Annotated in this window: 16 protein-coding genes; 11 read left to right on the plus strand and 5 right to left on the minus strand. The window is 45.2% G+C overall.

The features are described from left to right. The first annotated feature begins 8 nt into the window (after positions 1-8). The 7 genes from istB to ACOIT5_RS07035 all read left to right on the plus strand — a co-directional run bounded on the left by istB (position 9) and on the right by ACOIT5_RS07035 (position 4748). Positions 9-728 carry an IS21-like element helper ATPase IstB gene (gene istB / locus ACOIT5_RS07005; protein WP_423127130.1) on the plus strand — a complete coding sequence of 240 codons (720 nt, stop codon included), beginning with the start codon at positions 9-11 and terminating at the stop codon, positions 726-728. 145 nt (positions 729-873) lie between these two features. Continuing rightward, a complete protein-coding gene (locus ACOIT5_RS07010) occupies positions 874-1146 on the plus strand; it encodes a hypothetical protein (RefSeq protein WP_423129760.1) in 273 nt (90 codons plus the stop codon). Between the two features lie 388 nt (positions 1147-1534). Further along, on the plus strand, positions 1535-1963 hold the full coding sequence (locus tag ACOIT5_RS07015; RefSeq protein WP_423129761.1) for a hypothetical protein: 429 nt from the start codon (positions 1535-1537) through the stop codon (positions 1961-1963). A gap of 545 nt (positions 1964-2508) precedes the next feature. Beyond that, positions 2509-3396, plus strand: coding sequence for a CsgG/HfaB family protein (locus ACOIT5_RS07020; RefSeq protein ID WP_423129762.1), 888 nt, complete (start codon positions 2509-2511; stop codon positions 3394-3396). A 4-nt stretch (positions 3397-3400) separates the two neighbouring features. Next, positions 3401-3730 (plus strand): hypothetical protein, encoded by a 330-nt coding sequence (locus ACOIT5_RS07025; RefSeq protein ID WP_423129763.1) that lies wholly within the window; start codon positions 3401-3403, stop codon positions 3728-3730. After that, positions 3727-4077: a DUF4810 domain-containing protein gene (locus ACOIT5_RS07030; protein WP_423129764.1), complete on the plus strand. Its 351-nt coding sequence runs from the start codon at positions 3727-3729 to the stop codon at positions 4075-4077. Before ACOIT5_RS07025 ends, ACOIT5_RS07030 begins: the two co-directional genes overlap by 4 nt. Next, positions 4074-4748 carry a GNA1162 family protein gene (locus ACOIT5_RS07035; protein ID WP_423129765.1) on the plus strand — a complete coding sequence of 225 codons (675 nt, stop codon included), beginning with the start codon at positions 4074-4076 and terminating at the stop codon, positions 4746-4748. Before ACOIT5_RS07030 ends, ACOIT5_RS07035 begins: the two co-directional genes overlap by 4 nt. Positions 4749-4887: 139 nt before the next feature. Here the strand turns inward: ACOIT5_RS07035 and ACOIT5_RS07040 are convergent, their stop codons facing one another. Further along, positions 4888-7140 (minus strand): inorganic phosphate transporter, encoded by a 2253-nt coding sequence (locus ACOIT5_RS07040; RefSeq protein WP_423129766.1) that lies wholly within the window; start codon positions 7138-7140, stop codon positions 4888-4890. 157 nt (positions 7141-7297) lie between these two features. Between ACOIT5_RS07040 and ACOIT5_RS07045 the strand changes: the two genes are divergently transcribed. Together ACOIT5_RS07045 and ACOIT5_RS07050 are read left to right on the plus strand one after the other, a co-directional pair. Then, the gene (locus ACOIT5_RS07045; protein ID WP_423129767.1) at positions 7298-8335 is read left to right on the plus strand and encodes a sensor histidine kinase; all 1038 of its coding nucleotides are present in this window, start codon (positions 7298-7300) and stop codon (positions 8333-8335) included. A 174-nt stretch (positions 8336-8509) separates the two neighbouring features. Next, a complete protein-coding gene (locus ACOIT5_RS07050; protein ID WP_423129768.1) occupies positions 8510-9214 on the plus strand; it encodes a response regulator transcription factor in 705 nt (234 codons plus the stop codon). Between the two features lie 15 nt (positions 9215-9229). Here ACOIT5_RS07050 and ACOIT5_RS07055 read toward each other — a convergent pair whose 3' ends face one another. The 4 genes from ACOIT5_RS07055 to asnS all read right to left on the minus strand — a co-directional run bounded on the left by ACOIT5_RS07055 (position 9230) and on the right by asnS (position 14626). Next, positions 9230-9844: a hypothetical protein gene (locus ACOIT5_RS07055; protein WP_423129769.1), complete on the minus strand. Its 615-nt coding sequence runs from the start codon at positions 9842-9844 to the stop codon at positions 9230-9232. A 31-nt stretch (positions 9845-9875) separates the two neighbouring features. Continuing rightward, complete coding sequence (gene rpoN, locus ACOIT5_RS07060; protein ID WP_423129770.1) at positions 9876-11330, minus strand: RNA polymerase factor sigma-54; 1455 nt, start codon at positions 11328-11330, stop codon at positions 9876-9878. Between the two features lie 154 nt (positions 11331-11484). Beyond that, positions 11485-13011, minus strand: coding sequence for a DUF5723 family protein (locus ACOIT5_RS07065; protein ID WP_423129771.1), 1527 nt, complete (start codon positions 13009-13011; stop codon positions 11485-11487). A 178-nt stretch (positions 13012-13189) separates the two neighbouring features. Continuing rightward, entirely contained in the window at positions 13190-14626 is a 1437-nt protein-coding gene (gene asnS, locus ACOIT5_RS07070; protein WP_423129772.1) for an asparagine--tRNA ligase, read from the minus strand. Positions 14627-14986: 360 nt separating this feature from the next. Between asnS and ACOIT5_RS07075 the strand changes: the two genes are divergently transcribed. Together ACOIT5_RS07075 and ACOIT5_RS07080 are read left to right on the plus strand one after the other, a co-directional pair. Next, positions 14987-15541 (plus strand): RNA polymerase sigma factor, encoded by a 555-nt coding sequence (locus ACOIT5_RS07075; RefSeq protein ID WP_423129773.1) that lies wholly within the window; start codon positions 14987-14989, stop codon positions 15539-15541. A 56-nt stretch (positions 15542-15597) separates the two neighbouring features. Next, complete coding sequence (locus ACOIT5_RS07080; RefSeq protein WP_423129774.1) at positions 15598-16761, plus strand: FecR family protein; 1164 nt, start codon at positions 15598-15600, stop codon at positions 16759-16761. Positions 16762-16796 lie beyond the last annotated feature (35 nt).

Consider the following 16796-nt stretch of genomic DNA (forward strand, 5'->3'; position numbering starts at 1 on the left):
AAAAGAAGATGGATCAAATGATCACCCAACTCAGCGGGCTTCGGTTGTCAGGGATGGCCGCCTGCTGGAAAACATTAATTGAGACAAGAAAAACTACAGAACTTTCCCTGGAAGACGGGCTGGCCCTGCTGCTCCAGGCAGAACAGGACCAGCGTAAAATGAACCGGTTCAGCCGGCTGGAAAAGAATGCCCGCTTTCGTTACCGGATAAGCCTGGATCAAATCGACACCAACCCGGCAAGGGGAATCGACAAATCCCTGTTGACAAGGCTGGGCATGGGCGATTACATCAAGAACGGGGAGGCCGTGATCATTGTCGGACTAACCGGGGTCGGCAAAAGTTCACTGGCCTCGGCCCTGGGACTGAAAGCGTGCGAACTGGGCTATAGCGTAGCGTATTTTAATATGCAAAAGCTGATGATGAAACTAAAGATTGCCCGACTGGAAGGCACTATAACCCGGGTTTTTGACAAACTGGCCAAAACAGAGCTGCTTGTCCTGGACGATTTTGGATTATCGCCACTGGAAGGACAACAGCAACTGGATCTGATGGAAATCATCGAGGACCGCCATGCCCGAAAGTCAACCATTATTGCCAGCCAGTTGCCGGTGGCCAGTTGGTTTGATGTCTTTTCCGAACCCACCGTGGCCGACAGCTTTCTGGACAGGATCGTCTATACGGCACACCGGTTTGAACTAAAAGGTGAGAGTTTAAGAAAAAAACGGTAATATTGTCAGTCAAATAAGTTCTTCGATTTAGTTACTCAACCTGGGTGGTATACGCCGGATTACTGGGTGGTAGCTTCCGGAATAGCCACTTATTAACAGGGGATTTGCAATCCGCATCCGCCAAATAATTTATACCTTCACGCCTATGGGGATACGCAACAAGATATCGCCGGGATATACTTACTACCTCACGTTGACGGTTGTAGGATGGATTGATTTGTTTACGCGCCCGGTGTACAAGCACGTGATTGTTGATTCTTTGAATTATATGACGGCGTTTCTTGAAGAAAAAATGGAGTATATCCGCAACAACCCGGTAAAGGCTGAACTGGTGGCAAATCCCGAGGAATATTTGTACAGTTCCGCAAGGGATTATGCGGGCGAAAAAGGCTTGGTTAACATTGAATTCGTATGGTAAAGGCAGCTGCATTAATGGGATTGCAAATCCCAGGCTACAAGGTCAGGATTGCAAATCCTGACCAGCCACCTTGATCTATGTTGGTGCATATCCGGAGGAGCTGGGGGGCACAACCGGTAGCGAAGGTGATGGAGGTTCTTTATTCATGACGGATAATCCCGAGTATGCAGCAACCTACGTCAGAGATGGAGGGACGGTTCAACAAATGACAATCTCTAGAGGTACATTAAATCAAATGTATCATAATGGAGATGTTACCATTAATACAGGTTATAATATAAGTTCAGGTTCGACAATCCCTCATGTTGAATATCAATTTCCGTCTCACCTGAAAACAAATATTGTAAATAACTTCAAATCGGTTGTTCCATAACAACTTTCCGAGAACATGGAAATTGCTGAAATAAAAATTAATGTGAGAAAATGCATCGAAGGTGTTTTCTCAATTGTATCACAATGTTGTACAAATTCACTTTCAGAAGATGTTAAGTTAATATCTCATTATGTTGTGATTGACAAGATGAGATCTTCAACTAATAATTTTAACAGAGATTTAGGACTAAAAATATTAAAGGAGCGAAGGTTTATTTCGGAGGAGAAGTTAGTTGAAAACATCTTTGAAAAACAAGAAGACCTGAGTTGGATTGATTTTGTTATGATTTATTCGTCAAATCAAGAAACAATTATTTTGGTTGAAATGATAAAATCTCCAACTATTGACATAAATTTTCATTGTCGGATTATGACCCCATATAATTTTCGAGACAACAGTGATAAGAAATTTGATGTTAATTGGTGGTTATTCGACAGATTATAAGTATTTCATCGCTGTGACATATTATTGGAAAGTGTGCTGTGAAACCCCATCTACCCGTTAAGCAGACCGGGTTGCAAGGGGTAAGTAGCGGTAACTTTAATTGTGAAAACTGAACCAGGAAAATGTAGCATTTGTCCCCATCTACCCCTTCTTAGTACCAGCGATGACGAGGGGTTCGCTGTTAGTCGTTTGTAACGGGAATGAGAGATAAATTAATACGCAGAAAGAAGCCGTCCGGTAACTGCCGGATGGCTCTTTAAAACTTTTGCTAACTTAGCTGAGCGTTCTTTGAAAAACTGAAACAAAGCCTGCCCCGAATAAACGATTTCATCCCACAAGTGCTTATTTAGAAATAATATGAATTATGAAATTTTACAAAACAAATGTTAATCGATAAGCGGTTTTTCCATAAATTGTGTCGTTAAAAAACAGGATATGCAAAAAAACAGCTTGGATTCAGAAAGTTTTATGCCAAAACTACGTATAAGAGAGAAATTTTTCTTAATTCGGAAAGCAAAGTTAATTAATTAAATAATTCATTTTTTATGAAAAAATCCATCTCCCTTTTAATGCTTATCTCTTTTCTGGTAAGTATTTCCTGCTACGCGCAACAGGAAATGGCGTTGAAAAGGAAAGTTGCTATCGGGCGTTTTTCAAACGAGACTCAATATGCAAAAAGTGTCTTCTATGACAAGGAAAATGACCCGATGGGCAAGCAAGCGGGCGACATTTTATCGACCCGGTTAGCGGCTTCTGACAAGTTTCTTTTGATTGAGCGCCAGGACTACGACAAAATTGTAAGCGAACTGAACACGAGTGGCGGTATTTCACAAAATATTGGCGCCGATTACCTCATCATTGGTTCAATTACCGAGTACGGACGGAAAAATATTGGCACTCAAAAGGTTTTTTCGAGCAGTAAAGAACAAATTGTTGAAGCTGGTGTGAGTGTCCGCCTGGTCGATGTATCCACCGGGATTATTATTTACAGTGGCGAAGCCAAGGGTGAAGCTACTGCCGAAGACAAACGGGTGATGGGCTTTGGCCAATCTGCCGATTTCGATGCAACCTTATCGGATAAAGCCATTTCGGCTGCGATTTCAAAGCTGGTCGAAAACATCATCAACAGCTGCATGGACAAACCCTGGAAAGCTTACATTCTTTCGGTTGAAGACGGCACCTACATTATTTCGGGTGGTAAATCGCAGGGAATAAAAGACGGCGATACCTTCACGATCATAGAAAGAGGCAAACTGGTGAAAAACCCGCAAACCGGCCTGAATATTGAGCTGCCCGGTAAAACGGCAGGCACGATCCGCATTGACCAAACGATGGGTTCGACGCCTGAGGATGAGATCTCGTTCGCTTCGTTGGTCGACGGAACGATTGACCCGACTGCATTAGACAAGTATTACATCGTTGCGAAAAAATAATCCTATGAAACAAATTATCATTTTTATATTGGCCCTGTTTGCCTTTAGCGCCTGCGGGCCTCACCAGTACAGCACCCGTTCTGCCGGACAGGACAATTCGTCGTTTGTGGTGGTCGTAACCAACGGACAGGAATACGAAAACGTGTCGGTAATCGTCGACGGAACCAGCTACCCCATTGAAAAAGTGTACAAACTGAAAGCTATCCGGAAAGCCCATCCGGTAGTGATTACCCCCGGAAAACACCAAATTCAGGTGGTGTCGGGAAACAACACATTAACTGACGAAAACATCTTTATCGGATTACAAGAAACCAAAAAAATCATACTTCCATGAAATCGCTAAAGTATACTCTAATTGCAATTTTTGCTTTGGCTGCCTCTTCGTGTACCACCGAAAAACCGCTTTATAACTGGCGTGGGTACGACGATGCAGTATATGCCTATACCAAGACTGCCGATGAGCAGAGTACCGAGAACCTGATTCAGATCTACGAAAAACTGATCAATAAACCGGGCGGGACACGCAAGGCCCCACCTCCGGGAGTTTGTGCCGACTATGGCTACATCCTGGTCAGAAAAGGCGAGGTAGCCAAAGGCAAAGAACTCCTGATCAAGGAAACCATGATGTACCCGGAATCGAAACCATTTATTGACCGAATTATCAAACGATTTGAAGAATGAAAAATCTACTCTACTTTGTCGTAGCGGCAGCGATGCTTGCCAGCTGTTCGAATGCCAAACTGTTACCAAAATCCGAAGCTTATAAAAACATCTACCAGGAGAAACCGCTTTCGGTATTGTTGCTCCCACCGATCAACCGAAGTACCAAGGTTGAGGCCAAAGAACTCTTCTACAGCTCATTGAGCCAACCCTTAACCTTAAGGGGCTACTATGTGATGCCCCCGCTTTTATCGATGGAAATCTTAAAAGAAGAAAGCGCCTATGATGCCGAACTGTTCATTAACAACTCCATGAAACAGGTTGGTGATTTATTTGGGGTTGATGCCGTGTTATTTACAACCATTCACGAATGGAATAAAACGGCCATTGCCTCGCAAATCAATGTCAAAATTGAATACCTGCTGAAGTCGGCCAGAACCGACGAGATTTTGTTTCACCGTACGGGTGATATCACCTTAAATGTATCAGTCAACACCGGAAGTATCATCGGAAACGTTGTTGGCAGTATGCTGGCCACCGCACTGACCAAGGAGATTGTTGTCGCCCGCAACTGCAACTATTACACTGTTACCGACATCCCGTCGGGAAAATACAGCCCCACCTTTGGCTTAGACGGCGATCTGAAAGCTCAACCGGCCGAGTTTAAACAGGTTCTTAAAAATCAATACTAAGATTTTAGCAAATTATTGACAAAGAGGTCCGCCATATTCTGACGGGCCTCTCTTTATTTTAAGCGGCGGAGAGAGTCTGGATGGAAAAGAGAAAAAAACGGCAGCCTGTTTGGGCTGCCGTTCTGTTTTTATGGGCGGTTTATTTTTTCGCGTTTGAGAAGAAATCCCGCTGCGCTTTGATCAGGTTCACATAGTTCATCAGCAGGTTTTTGGTTTCGCTGATGATGTTAAAGTACAGAACCGAATTGCGGGTATTCACTTCCTTGTTTTTGATCCGTTTAATCTGGGCTTTTTCCATGATTGCCAGCCGGTTGAAGATGGCATCGCGCTGCCGGATAATGTTTTCAATTTCCTCAAACTTTTCTTCTTTCACCACGTGCAGGGTCATATTCACAAAGTCGCTGATTTCTGTCATAAACACCGACAGTTCCTTCACCTGGTTATGGATAAACGGCTTATGGTTATTCTCCATATGCTCGTAAAGCGGCTCCACCAGGTAGGTAAGCGAGTGTGTAACTTCGCGCAGGTATTCAACCAGTTGCACGTATGATTGGCTGATGATAAGCGAATCGCTTTGTTGCAGGGTTTCGATTACATCCGAAACCTTGTTCTTCATTTTTTTGGTTTTTTTATTGAACGTATTGATCCCGTCGAGCGCCTCGCGCAGATGAGTACGGTCTTCATTTAGAAAACTTTCGATGCTTACTGAATAAACCTGGTTAATCATCAACACGGAGTTTACCACTTGTTTTTTGGTTTTTTCGATTACTTTTTCAATTTCATCGTTGAGTGAAATGCTTTCTTCGTCTTCAATTTTCCGGGCTGCAATTTTCTTTTTCAGAACAGTATGTGTACGCACCACTGTGAAAACGGCCAATGCCATAAAGGCAAAAACCATGTAGCTACCTCCAATGGCAATAATACCGGCAATCACCAGGGATACGGTAAAGGCAACCAAGGCCGTAAGAAACCAACCTCCAACCACAGCAAACACGCCTGATATCCGGTAAACGGCGCTTTCGCGTCCCCAGGCGCGGTCGGCCAGCGAGGTTCCCATTGCCACCATAAACGTAACGTAGGTAGTTGATAACGGTAACTTGAGCGAAGTTCCCAGCGAGATGAGGATCCCCGAAACAATCAGGTTAACAGATGCACGGATTTTATCGAAAGCCGCTTTTTCTTCGCCCCTGACCTGGCGCAGTTCCCGGGCTTGCTCAAAGCGGGAATCAATGAAGGTATTGAGCCTCTCGGGCAGCCATTTCCGAATGTTTTTATTCACCTGAATGGTCTTTCGGACAATCACCCGGGACAGGATGGAAGAACCGAAACGTTCATCACCTTCGGTCTGACGGGATAAATCAACCGTTGTGGCCACCACGTTCCGCGCTTTCCGCGAAGTGATCAGAGTGATAATCATAATCAATCCGGCAATCAGAAGCATATATTCAGGAGTCGGCACTTTACCTTTCAGCATTTCCATAGAGAAGGCGTCGGCGCTCACGCCGCCGGCTGATTTCCAGGCTGTGAACGACTGGAATCCGGCGAGCGGTACCCCGATAAAATTCACCAGGTCGTTACCGGCAAAGGCCAGGGCCAAACCAAAGGTACCCACCAGTACAATCACCTTGGGAATATCAATTTTAAATATCCAGTACAATAACTGCAAAATAATTGTCCAGCCGATAACACTGATTACCAACAGCATGAAAATATTATTCATCAAAAAATCAACCATTTCTTCCGACATAAAGGTAGCGCCTTTGGCTCCTTTAATGATCATGAAGTAAGTCATGGCAGCAATGGAAAGGCCGCCAAACAAAGCTCCGTAATAACGTAAAGTACGTTGCATGCGGAACGAAAACACCAAACGGGAAACATATTGCACAATAGCGCCTACCAGAAAAGCAATAATAACAGAGATCAGGATACCCGAAATGATCGCCAGCGCCTTTTCACTGTTAATATACTTTGAAAGTTCGGCCATACTATTGCCGGCCCGCTGAATTTTTACCAACGAAACGGCCACCGCCGATCCAAGCAATTCGAAAACAATCGAAACAGTTGTGGACGTAGGTAGCCCAAAAGTATTGAACATGTCCAGCAAAATTACGTCGGTGATCATAACAGCCAGAAAAATGACCATAATCTCCGAGAAGAAGAACATATCCGGATGGAAAATGCCTTTCCGCGCCACTTCCATCATTCCGCTTGAGAAAACGGCCCCTACTAATACACCGAGACTGGCAACTGAAAAAATTAACCACTTGGGAGCTGCTTTCGATCCGATTGCTGAATTCAGGAAGTTTACCGCGTCGTTGCTTACTCCCACAACCAAATCAGAAATGGCCAGAGCAAACAAGACTACAACAAGAAGAAGGTAGTATTGTTCCATATACGTTAAGACATAAAATAACGGGTGCAAAAATATAAGCTAAGTAAGGAGGTACGGGTGCAAGGGTGTTAAATTAGCGTTAACTAACCGTCAATTTACTGTTAATGAGGACAGACATTGTTTTTTATTCTATTTTTACCGGTAAAATTATGATGAAATGAAAACCTACCCGGTAAAGAGATTAGCCTTTCATATGGCGCTGATGGTGACAGTTTTAAGCCTTTTTTTTGGCCTGATCCTGAAGTACGCCAACCCCCCGTTTTATATAAACCTGGTTCTGATCGCCATTTTTTTTGCCCTTGTCTACTTTGCCGTCAATTTTGTATTCATCAGGTACATCAACAATAAAATTGAACCCATCTACAAGTTTATCCGCGAAATTCCGGCCCGAAAGAAAGATAAGGGCGAAAAAGAGAACGTACACAGTAACATTATTGGCGATGTGCAAAAAGAAGTGGAAGAATGGGCCAAAAACCAAACACAGGAAATTACGCGTCTGAAAGACCTGGAACGGTACCGGAAAGAATTCGTGGGAAATGTTTCGCACGAGCTGAAAACACCGATTTTTAACATCCAGGGCTACATCCTGACCTTGCTGGAAGGCGGGCTGGACGACCCGAAAATTAATAAGCTTTACCTGAAACGCACCGAGAAAAGTATCGACCGGATGATTTCCATCGTGGAGGACCTCGAATCGATTACCAAACTTGAATCGGGCGTTCTCAGACTGAGAAAAGAGAATTTCGACCTGATTAAAATGGTCGACGAAGTTTTCGAAATGGAATTGATGATGGCCAATGAGCGTAAGATCCAATTGATCATCGACCGCCCGGAAAATCCGGTCATCGTACACGCCGACAAAAAGCGGATCATGGAAGTGATGACCAACCTGGTAGCCAACGGCATCAAATACGGAAAACGGAAGGGTTTTGTAAAAGTTGGTTTTTACGATTTGAGCGATACCGTGATGATTGAAGTGATGGATAACGGCATCGGGATCGAAAAAAGTGAATTACACCGGGTTTTTGAGCGTTTCTACCGGGTCGACAAATCGCGCTCGCGGGAACAGGGCGGAACCGGATTGGGCCTGTCTATCGTGAAACACATTATTGAAGCCCACAAACAAACCATCAATGTAAAATCGGTTGTTGATGAAGGTACCACCTTCACTTTCACGCTCGAAAAAGCCAGATAAACCCGCGCACTTTTAAAAAATTGAAAATTATCTGTGTGAATTTGTTTTTTTTCAACTGCATTTGCATAAATTACGGCAGAAAGCTCTTATGTTCGTTCTCAGATTCTTTTAATAAAAACGTAACCCGATTGTTACAAAACAGGAATACCTTTAACCGCTGTTAATGCTGCCCGTATGAATGACGAGAAATATAAAATACTGCTGGTTGATGACGAAGTTGACATTTTAGAGTTCATCAGCTATAACCTGGAAAAAGAAGGCTTTAAAGTATATACGGCCCAAAACGGGCTGGATGCCATTAAAATTGCCGAGAAAAAACTGCCACACCTGATTATTCTGGATGTGATGATGCCCGAGATGGACGGAATCGCGGCCTGCGAAGAAATGCGTAAAATACCGGCCCTGCAAAGCTGTATCATCGCCTTCCTGACGGCCCGGGGCGAAGATTATTCGCAGATTGCCGGATTTGAAGCCGGCGCCGATGACTACATCACCAAACCCATCCGCCCAAAGGTATTGGTCAGCCGGGTAAAAGCGCTTCTAAAACGAACCGGAACCGGCAGTACCGGGACGTCGGCCCCCTCCGAAAACAGCAACACCATCACCATTGGCAACCTGGTGATCGACAAGGAACGCTACATGATTAAAATAAACAATACGGAGATGATCCTGCCGCGTAAAGAATTTGAACTGCTTTCGCTGCTGGTGTCAAAACCCGGAAAAGTTTTCACCCGCGAAGAAATTTACTATTCGGTATGGGGAGATAATGTCGTGGTCGGCGACCGCACCATTGACGTTCATATCCGCAAACTACGCGAGAAGATCGGGAACGACCACATCAAAACCCTGAAAGGGATTGGTTATAAGTTTGTTGAATAAATCAGCGCCTCGGCCTTACCAGATCAGCCCAAGAACCAGGTAATTCACAAGAAACCCGAGAAAAAATCCGGCAAAAACCTGCAGGAGCGTATGTTTTCCGAGCAATAGCCGCGCAGATCCGATCAGGCCTGCAATTCCAAACAGGACCATGACCAGGAGGGTCGTATTCATCCCCAAACGTAAAGAAAGGGCAATGATCGCACCGATCAGACCGCCGATTCCGGCCATGTGGGCACTTATTTTCCAGCGAATGGAAATGAAGAGCAGCAGGACAATGATCAGCACCGACGAAATCAGAAAAACGCGGTAAACCGGGTAGATGGGTAAACGGTTTAAAAAATAATAGCCCAGATAATAAAAAACAGCCGAGTAAAGCATCGGCAATACCCGGTCGGTATGTTTATCCAGGTCAAGCTTCACCTTCTTGTTCAGGCTCATAAAACCAATGCTAACCAGCGGCAGCAAAAAGGTACTCAGAAAAACAACCAGCAGGATCAGTTTCTTGGCCTCGAACGTAAGCAGGGCGAAGTGAAAGTTGGTATTCATCAGCAACAGGAAGCCGGCTGTAGGGATGATCAGCGGATGAAAGAGAAAAGATACGACCCGGGCGGCAAATTGGAGAATTTTCATCTGTTTATCTTTAAATTCGTGTTTCCGGGATTTAAAGTTCTTTACGCAAACGGGCAACCGGAATACCCAATTGTTCCCGGTACTTGGCCACCGTACGCCGCGCTATCGGATACGACTTTTCTTTCAGGATCTGCGCCAGGCGGTCATCGGTCAACGGTTTTCGTTTGTTCTCACCCGAGATACAATCTTCCAGTATTTTTTTGATTTCGCGGGTCGACACCTCTTCGCCGGTGTCTTTTTGCATGCCCTCGGAAAAGAAGTATTTCAGCGGGAAAATCCCGAAATGGGTTTGAATATATTTGCTGTTCGACACCCTGGAGATGGTGGAAATATCCAGCCCGGTCCGGTCGGCAATATCTTTCAGGATCATCGGTTTCATCCGGGTCTCATCGCCATCCATAAAATAGTCCTTCTGAAATTCAATAATCTCCGACATGGTAATCATCAGGGTATGGTGCCGCTGGCGGATGGCATCAATAAACCACTTGGCCGAATCCATTTTTTGCTTGACAAACAGCAGGGCGTCTTTCTGGTCGCGCGAAATGTTCTTTCGGTTTTCGCTGTACGACCTCAGCATATCCATGTAATGGCTGTTCATCCGCAAATCAGGCACATTGCGCTGGTTGAGCGAAAGCTGTAATTCGCCGTCGTTGTTTTCAAGGATGAAATCGGGAACAATCACCTGGTTCGACTTGCTGAGCGGATTGCTGTACGAACTTCCCGGTTTGGGGTTCAGCTTCAGAATCTCGGCAATCGCGTCTTTCAGCCCGTCTTCACTAACTTCGTACTTTTTCAGGATCTTATCATAGTGCTTCCGGGTGAATTCTTCAAAATTATCTTTGATGATATTCATCGCGAGCATGGTAGCCGGGTTGCCTTTCTTTCGCTGAATCTGAAGCAACAGGCATTCCTGTAAGTCGCGGGCCCCAACGCCGGGCGGGTCAAATTCCTGTATAATTTCCAGTAATTCTTCCAGTTCGCTCAGGCTCACATCCATGTTCAGGTTAAAAGCCAGGTCATCGCTGATCGAAAGCAGGTCGCGGCGTAAATAACCGTCTTCATCAATATTCCCGATGATGTACTCAGCCAGTTTTCGTTGGGTTTCGCTCAATTCGGCCAGGCCAAGCTGTTCGTTCATCGACTCATGAAAACTGGTGCCCGCCGAAAACGGAATATCGATCTGTTTATCGTCTTTGGAATAATTATTGGCTGCAAGCCGGTATTCGGGAATATCATCTTCATCCATATAATCCTCCAACGAGAATTCCTCGTTATCGCGGTCGCTCCCCTGGTCGTCTTCCGGCATGTCGGTCTCATCTGAAGGAGATTCGCTGGTCAGTTCCAATACGGGGTTTTCCTCCAGTTCTCTTTTAATGCGTTGTTCCAGCTGAACAGTCGGAATCTCCAAAAGCTTGATCACCTGAATCTGTTGCGGCGAGAGCTTCTGTAATAATTTTTGCTGTAAGCTGAGTTTCTGAGATGGCATACGTTATAACTTTCTCCAAAATTATAATTTTTATACGAACCCCGTATCGCAGATTTTTAAAATGCAGGTCCGACCGGACTTTTATCCGGTTTTTGCCTGCCGGCAAGCGTTTGTTTCTTCGTTTTTATTAAGGACCCAAACGCGTTTAAAGCGACTATAAGCGCCTGTTCTTTTTTAGTTTGAAGAAAGGGAGGTAAGGAACATCCTTATACTTGACCTTCCGGTGAAAAGGGTAATAATTTGCTCCAAAACTGAGTGTCCGGATATCGGATGCTGATTTACTTATGAATGGCAGGACATGGTCTGTGGCAATGTAGGCCGTTCCTTTAGCCCATTTAAGCTGAATCCCCAGCGGAATATTCAGATAAGATGTACCCATAGCCGCGTACCCGGTACTCACATAGATCTGCCTGGCTACCTGCCAGGTTGCCGAAAGCAGGAGGCTGTTATAAGTCAGATCTCCGTGTTTTACCAGCCTGTCGGCGATTCCAACCGACCAGTCGGGGCTGAGCTCGTAATTTAAGCCGCCAAAAAACAGTATCGGCAGGGGAGCCTTCATTCCCGAAACTACCGTATCGTTTACCTCCGCCAGATTCCGAAACGTGTTTTTAAGCGAAATCTCATCCACCCTTTTCACCAAAACCTCGGTGCCGTCATCCAGCGTTTGTTTCGATACCTGGCTGCTGCTGAGCCTGTTCTGCCCGTCGAGACTGAGTGCTTGCAGGTTATTTTTAAAGTTGATTTTTCCCAGGTTTGTAACACTGGCCGTAAACGTCAGGTAAGGGTCAATTTGATAGTTGAGCCCCAAGTCGAGCCCAAATCCCGTGTTTTTCGAGTTTTTGAGGTAATCCGAAACGCTGTAATCTTCGATCCGGGCTAAATCTTTTGTTCCGTCAGCCCGCTCAACGACCCGGACCGGGCCCGAGAAGTTCAGGTACCCGGCTGAACGGACATAAAAACTATTGGCATCTTCGACGATCGTACCGGACACATCGGTGCTGACAAACGATTTCCCGAAATACAGGTTGCCCCTCACTCCCACGATAAGTTTATCGCGAATCAACCGGGTAGCATAACCCAGGCTGTATTGCCTGAAATGAATTCCCTCGGAAGGAAAGGACTGTTGTTTCCCGAGCGTAAACAGGGTGTCGGAAGCATCGACAAAAAAGTTTAACAAATTGCCTTTGAGCCGTGCCGTGCCGTAAACGCTTTCGCGGACCCGCAGGCTGAATGTCCCCGATTTTGTTTGCAAAGAAAGGTTGATCAGGTTGATCTCTGTTTGCAGATAAGCCTGTCTGGAGGAAACAAGATCTTTTACAACGGCTGTAAATTCTTCCTCATCCGCGCTGTCCGGATCGATATCCAGCATTTTTCTTACCGCATCGTGATGGTTGTAACTAATCGAAGTGCCTGCAAAGGGAAAAATGCTGAAACTGAATTTTTCATGGGTCAGTAGCCATGCCGGGTTGTCGTTCGGTCCGTCCTTGCTTTGATAAAGCAACAGGTTTGACTGCGCCCGCGAAGGCATTACATACAGCAGGATCAGAACGAAGAAGATGAAAACGGATGGGCTTCCCCGGCGCATCAGCGCCCTGGCCGGTTTTAACAGGCTGAACAATTTGCCGGAAGGTTCTCCGGTAAACGTATCGTTGTTTATTTTGCTGATTATCAGAAGTATCACGCGTCCGGTATTTGAAAGTTTATCTAAAATATCAGGTGATCCCTTACCTGATTTTATTCTTAAACCCCTACCGCCGAAGGCAAATATAATTACTTATCGGCAAAAACAGACCAATAAATCTTAATTTACAAAAAAAATGATGTCCCTTCGTGCTTAAACAGAAAAACGTCGTGCAGTATTAAAACTCGGCATTTTTTGGCGTCCTCGGAAAAGCAATGACATCGCGAATATTTCCCATACCGCTCACAAAGAGGATGAAACGTTCAAATCCGAGGCCGAAACCGGCATGAGGCACGGTCCCAAAACGACGGGTATCCAGGTACCACCACATTTCTTCAGCAGGGATGCCCATTTCGTTCATGCGGGTAACCAGCTTGTCATAATCGGATTCGCGTTCTGATCCTCCGATGATTTCGCCGATCTGCGGGAACAAGACGTCCATGGCAGCTACCGTTTTCCCGTCGTCGTTCTGCTTCATATAAAACGCTTTGATTTCTTTCGGGTAGTTGACGAGAATGACCGGCTTTTTGAAGTGTTTTTCAACCAGGTAACGCTCGTGCTCGCTCTGAAGGTCGATGCCCCATTCAACCGGGAACTGGAATTTACCGTTTTTGTATGGTTTCGAGTTTTTCAGGATATCGATGGCTTCGGTATAGGTACAACGCACAAAATCGTTCTCCAGTACAAACTGAAGTTTTTCAATCAGTTCCATCGACCGCTGATCCTGCGGTTTATCTTTTTCTTCCTGCTGAAGCCGGCTGCTCAAAAATTTGAGATCGTCCATGCAGTTTTCAAGCGCGTATTTGATCAGGTACTTCAAAAATTCTTCGGCCAGGTCCATGTTGTCGGTCAGCTCATAAAAAGCCATCTCCGGCTCAATCATCCAAAACTCGGCCAGGTGGCGGGTGGTATTCGAATTTTCGGCGCGAAAGGTAGGGCCGAAGGTGTAAATCTCTCCCAGGGCCGTTGCGCCAAGTTCGCCTTCGAGCTGACCGGACACGGTCAGGTTGGTCGGGCGGCCGAAAAAGTCCTGCGAAAAATCCACTTCGCCTTCATCGGTTACGGGCGGGTTAACCGCCGGAAGCGTCGAAACCCGGAACATTTGCCCGGCACCCTCGGCATCCGAAGCGGTAATAATCGGCGTATGCAGGTAACAAAAACCCTTGTCGTTAAAATATTTGTGAATGGCAAAGGCCATCGCGTGCCGGAGGCGAAAAATAGCACTAAACGTAGCTGTCCGGAACCGGAGGTGGGCATTTTCGCGCAAAAATTCAAGGCTGTGTTTTTTCGGCTGAATCGGGTATTTCTCCGGATCAGCCTTCCCGTAGATCGTGATTTCGTCCGCGATCAACTCCACGCTTTGTCCGCTTCCCTGCGATTCGACCAAATCACCGGTAATGCCCAGCGAGGTACTGGTATTGATATCTTTCAGAAAGTCTTCGCCAAATTTCTCAACATCGGCAACAACCTGCAAATTATTGATCGTCGATCCGTCGTTTAAGGCGATAAAATTCACATTTTTACTGCCGCGTTTGGTCCGTACCCATCCTTTTACCAGTACTTGCTGACCAACTTGTCCGCCGGCCAATACCTCTTTAATCTTCAATCGTTTCATCTTGTTGTTTTGTTTTGCAGGTTATGATATTTTCCTGAATCTTCTTTTTGTGAAAATGGCTTGTAAGAAAAGCGGAACGAGTGATAATCCGGGTATCTTCTTACAAAATTCAACAGAGAACAAAAGTACATTTTTCTGTTGAAAAACATATGCGGCCCATCATTAAAATTTTAAGCGCTTTTGCAGGCCGGTTTTAACCGTTAAACCATTAGATTTTCAACCAGATATTACGCAAACAGAATCACATCCCGGTCTGGTCTGGTCTGTTCTCGCAACAAAAGTGGGTGCATTTCCTCATTGATAACCAGAAAAATATACTTTAATTTACGACATACTCAACAGCTATTATGAAAACGGCCGATGAAAATTGAAGACAGGATATTATTTACGGAGATAAAAAACCAAAACAAAAAGGTTTTTGAGGCCTTATTTCGTGAATACTACCCCTTTTTGACCAGGTTTGCCGAAGGTTTCGTGTTTAACCGGCAGTTGGCCGAGGACATCGTTCAAAATTTGTTCATTTATTTTTGGGAAAATGCCCGGCACCTGCAACTGGATTCGTCGATAAAATCTTATTTCTACCAATCGGTTAAAAACCGTTGTTTGAATCATTTACGCGACTTACAGGTATACGACAGGCATAAGTTACTGTACATCGAAGCCAGTTTAAACAGCGAAGACCCGTCGAGCTGGGAAGAAATCGATATTTCCGGGCAAATTCACGAGGCAATTGAATCCCTTCCTCCCCAAATGAAAGAGTTATTTCTGATGAAATACACACAGGGTACAAAAACCAAAGATATTGCCGCGGCAAAAGGTATTTCGGAGAATACCGTTAAAACCCAGCTGAAACGGGCTAAAGACAAACTCCGGGAGAAACTGTTCCAGGCCACTTCCCTGAAATTTTTTCTATAATTTTGTCACCCTTTTCTTCGGGCTTGGTGTCACATGGTAAAAAGGAATACTTACACATGGGCAAAACTGATCACCCGATCGATATCGAAGTAATCTGGAAAGCCGTCCAAAAGCAAGCTTCGGAAGAAGAGATAAAACAACTTCAGGAATGGCTTGGCGAAGACGAATCTCACCGCCGCTATTTCCGCGACGCCGAAGAATTCCTCAGGAACGGTTCTTCATTACCCCATACACCTTTCGAAATCGACCAGGCATGGAAACAGACGGAAGAAAAAGCAAAACGGCGTAAGTTGATCGGTCAGTTCCGTTCGGTTGCTGTTGCCGGTATTGCAGCCCTGCTGCTTATTGCTTTACTCTTTTACTATAACAATCAAACCCGGAATCAGTTACATTACGCCGGCTACTCCGGCCTGATTGCTCCGGGAACCGAAAAGGCCAGTTTGATTTTTGATGACGGAAGGACATTCAACCTATCAGACAAGCTTGATTTTTTCATGGAAGAAAGAGGAACGGCTATCCGAAATACCCGGGATAAACTCGAATATACCGACTTCGGGAAAAGAACCGCGGAACCGGTTTACAATACCCTGAGCGTACCTCGCGGAGGCGAATTTTCGGTCAAGCTGGCCGACGGCACCCGAATTTGGATGAATGCAGAAAGCATGCTCCGCTTTCCGGTCAGGTTCGAGAGCGGGGAACGCAAAGTTGAACTCACGGGTGAAGCCTATTTCGAAGTAGCTACCGACGCTCAGCGCCCTTTTCGGGTGATTTCGGGAGGACAACAACTGGAAGTACTGGGAACAAGTTTTAACATCAGTTGCTACGAAGAAGATCCGGTTATTTTTACCACCCTGGTGAAAGGAAAAGTGGCGCTTAGCCTGACCGCCCATCCCGAAATTACGCAACTGCTTTCGCCCAATGAACAGGCATATTATGCCCGGGGCATTGACAAAATCTCCAAACGACCGGTTGATGTCAGTCAGTACACTGCATGGAAAGAAGGCCGCTTTATTTTTGATGACGAACTGCTTTCCAATATCATGAAAAAATTGTCCAAATGGTATGATGTTGACATTGTTTTTGCCAGCGAAAAAGCCAAACAATCGCGCTTTACCGGAAACCTGCAACGCTACGACAATTTTGAAGAAATCTTGAATAAAATAGAAAAAACCAATGAAGTAAAATTTTATATAGATGGCAGACAAATAACCATTGAGTAAAAAAAGCGGGAAATGTTCGTACCATCCCCCGCCCT

Source organism: Gaoshiqia hydrogeniformans (assembly GCF_049347105.1).
GTDB lineage: Bacteria > Bacteroidota > Bacteroidia > Bacteroidales > Prolixibacteraceae > Gaoshiqia > Gaoshiqia hydrogeniformans.

What these genes read in the sequence shown, in the direction of transcription:
- ACOIT5_RS07045 (WP_423129767.1), top strand. Translation starts at nt 7,298, where the DNA reads ATGAAAACCTACCCGGTAAAGAGATTAGCCTTTCATATGGCGCTGATG.
- ACOIT5_RS07030 (WP_423129764.1), top strand. Translation starts at nt 3,727, where the DNA reads ATGAAATCGCTAAAGTATACTCTAATTGCAATTTTTGCTTTGGCTGCC.
- ACOIT5_RS07035 (WP_423129765.1), top strand. Translation starts at nt 4,074, where the DNA reads ATGAAAAATCTACTCTACTTTGTCGTAGCGGCAGCGATGCTTGCCAGC.
- ACOIT5_RS07015 (WP_423129761.1), top strand. Translation starts at nt 1,535, where the DNA reads ATGGAAATTGCTGAAATAAAAATTAATGTGAGAAAATGCATCGAAGGT.
- ACOIT5_RS07080 (WP_423129774.1), top strand. Translation starts at nt 15,598, where the DNA reads ATGGGCAAAACTGATCACCCGATCGATATCGAAGTAATCTGGAAAGCC.
- ACOIT5_RS07020 (WP_423129762.1), top strand. Translation starts at nt 2,509, where the DNA reads ATGAAAAAATCCATCTCCCTTTTAATGCTTATCTCTTTTCTGGTAAGT.
- ACOIT5_RS07075 (WP_423129773.1), top strand. Translation starts at nt 14,987, where the DNA reads ATGAAAATTGAAGACAGGATATTATTTACGGAGATAAAAAACCAAAAC.
- ACOIT5_RS07040 (WP_423129766.1), bottom strand. Translation starts at nt 7,140, where the DNA reads ATGGAACAATACTACCTTCTTCTTGTTGTAGTCTTGTTTGCTCTGGCC.
- asnS (WP_423129772.1), bottom strand. Translation starts at nt 14,626, where the DNA reads ATGAAACGATTGAAGATTAAAGAGGTATTGGCCGGCGGACAAGTTGGT.
- ACOIT5_RS07050 (WP_423129768.1), top strand. Translation starts at nt 8,510, where the DNA reads ATGAATGACGAGAAATATAAAATACTGCTGGTTGATGACGAAGTTGAC.
- ACOIT5_RS07025 (WP_423129763.1), top strand. Translation starts at nt 3,401, where the DNA reads ATGAAACAAATTATCATTTTTATATTGGCCCTGTTTGCCTTTAGCGCC.
- istB (WP_423127130.1), top strand. Translation starts at nt 9, where the DNA reads ATGGATCAAATGATCACCCAACTCAGCGGGCTTCGGTTGTCAGGGATG.
- ACOIT5_RS07055 (WP_423129769.1), bottom strand. Translation starts at nt 9,844, where the DNA reads ATGAAAATTCTCCAATTTGCCGCCCGGGTCGTATCTTTTCTCTTTCAT.
- ACOIT5_RS07010 (WP_423129760.1), top strand. Translation starts at nt 874, where the DNA reads ATGGGGATACGCAACAAGATATCGCCGGGATATACTTACTACCTCACG.
- rpoN (WP_423129770.1), bottom strand. Translation starts at nt 11,330, where the DNA reads ATGCCATCTCAGAAACTCAGCTTACAGCAAAAATTATTACAGAAGCTC.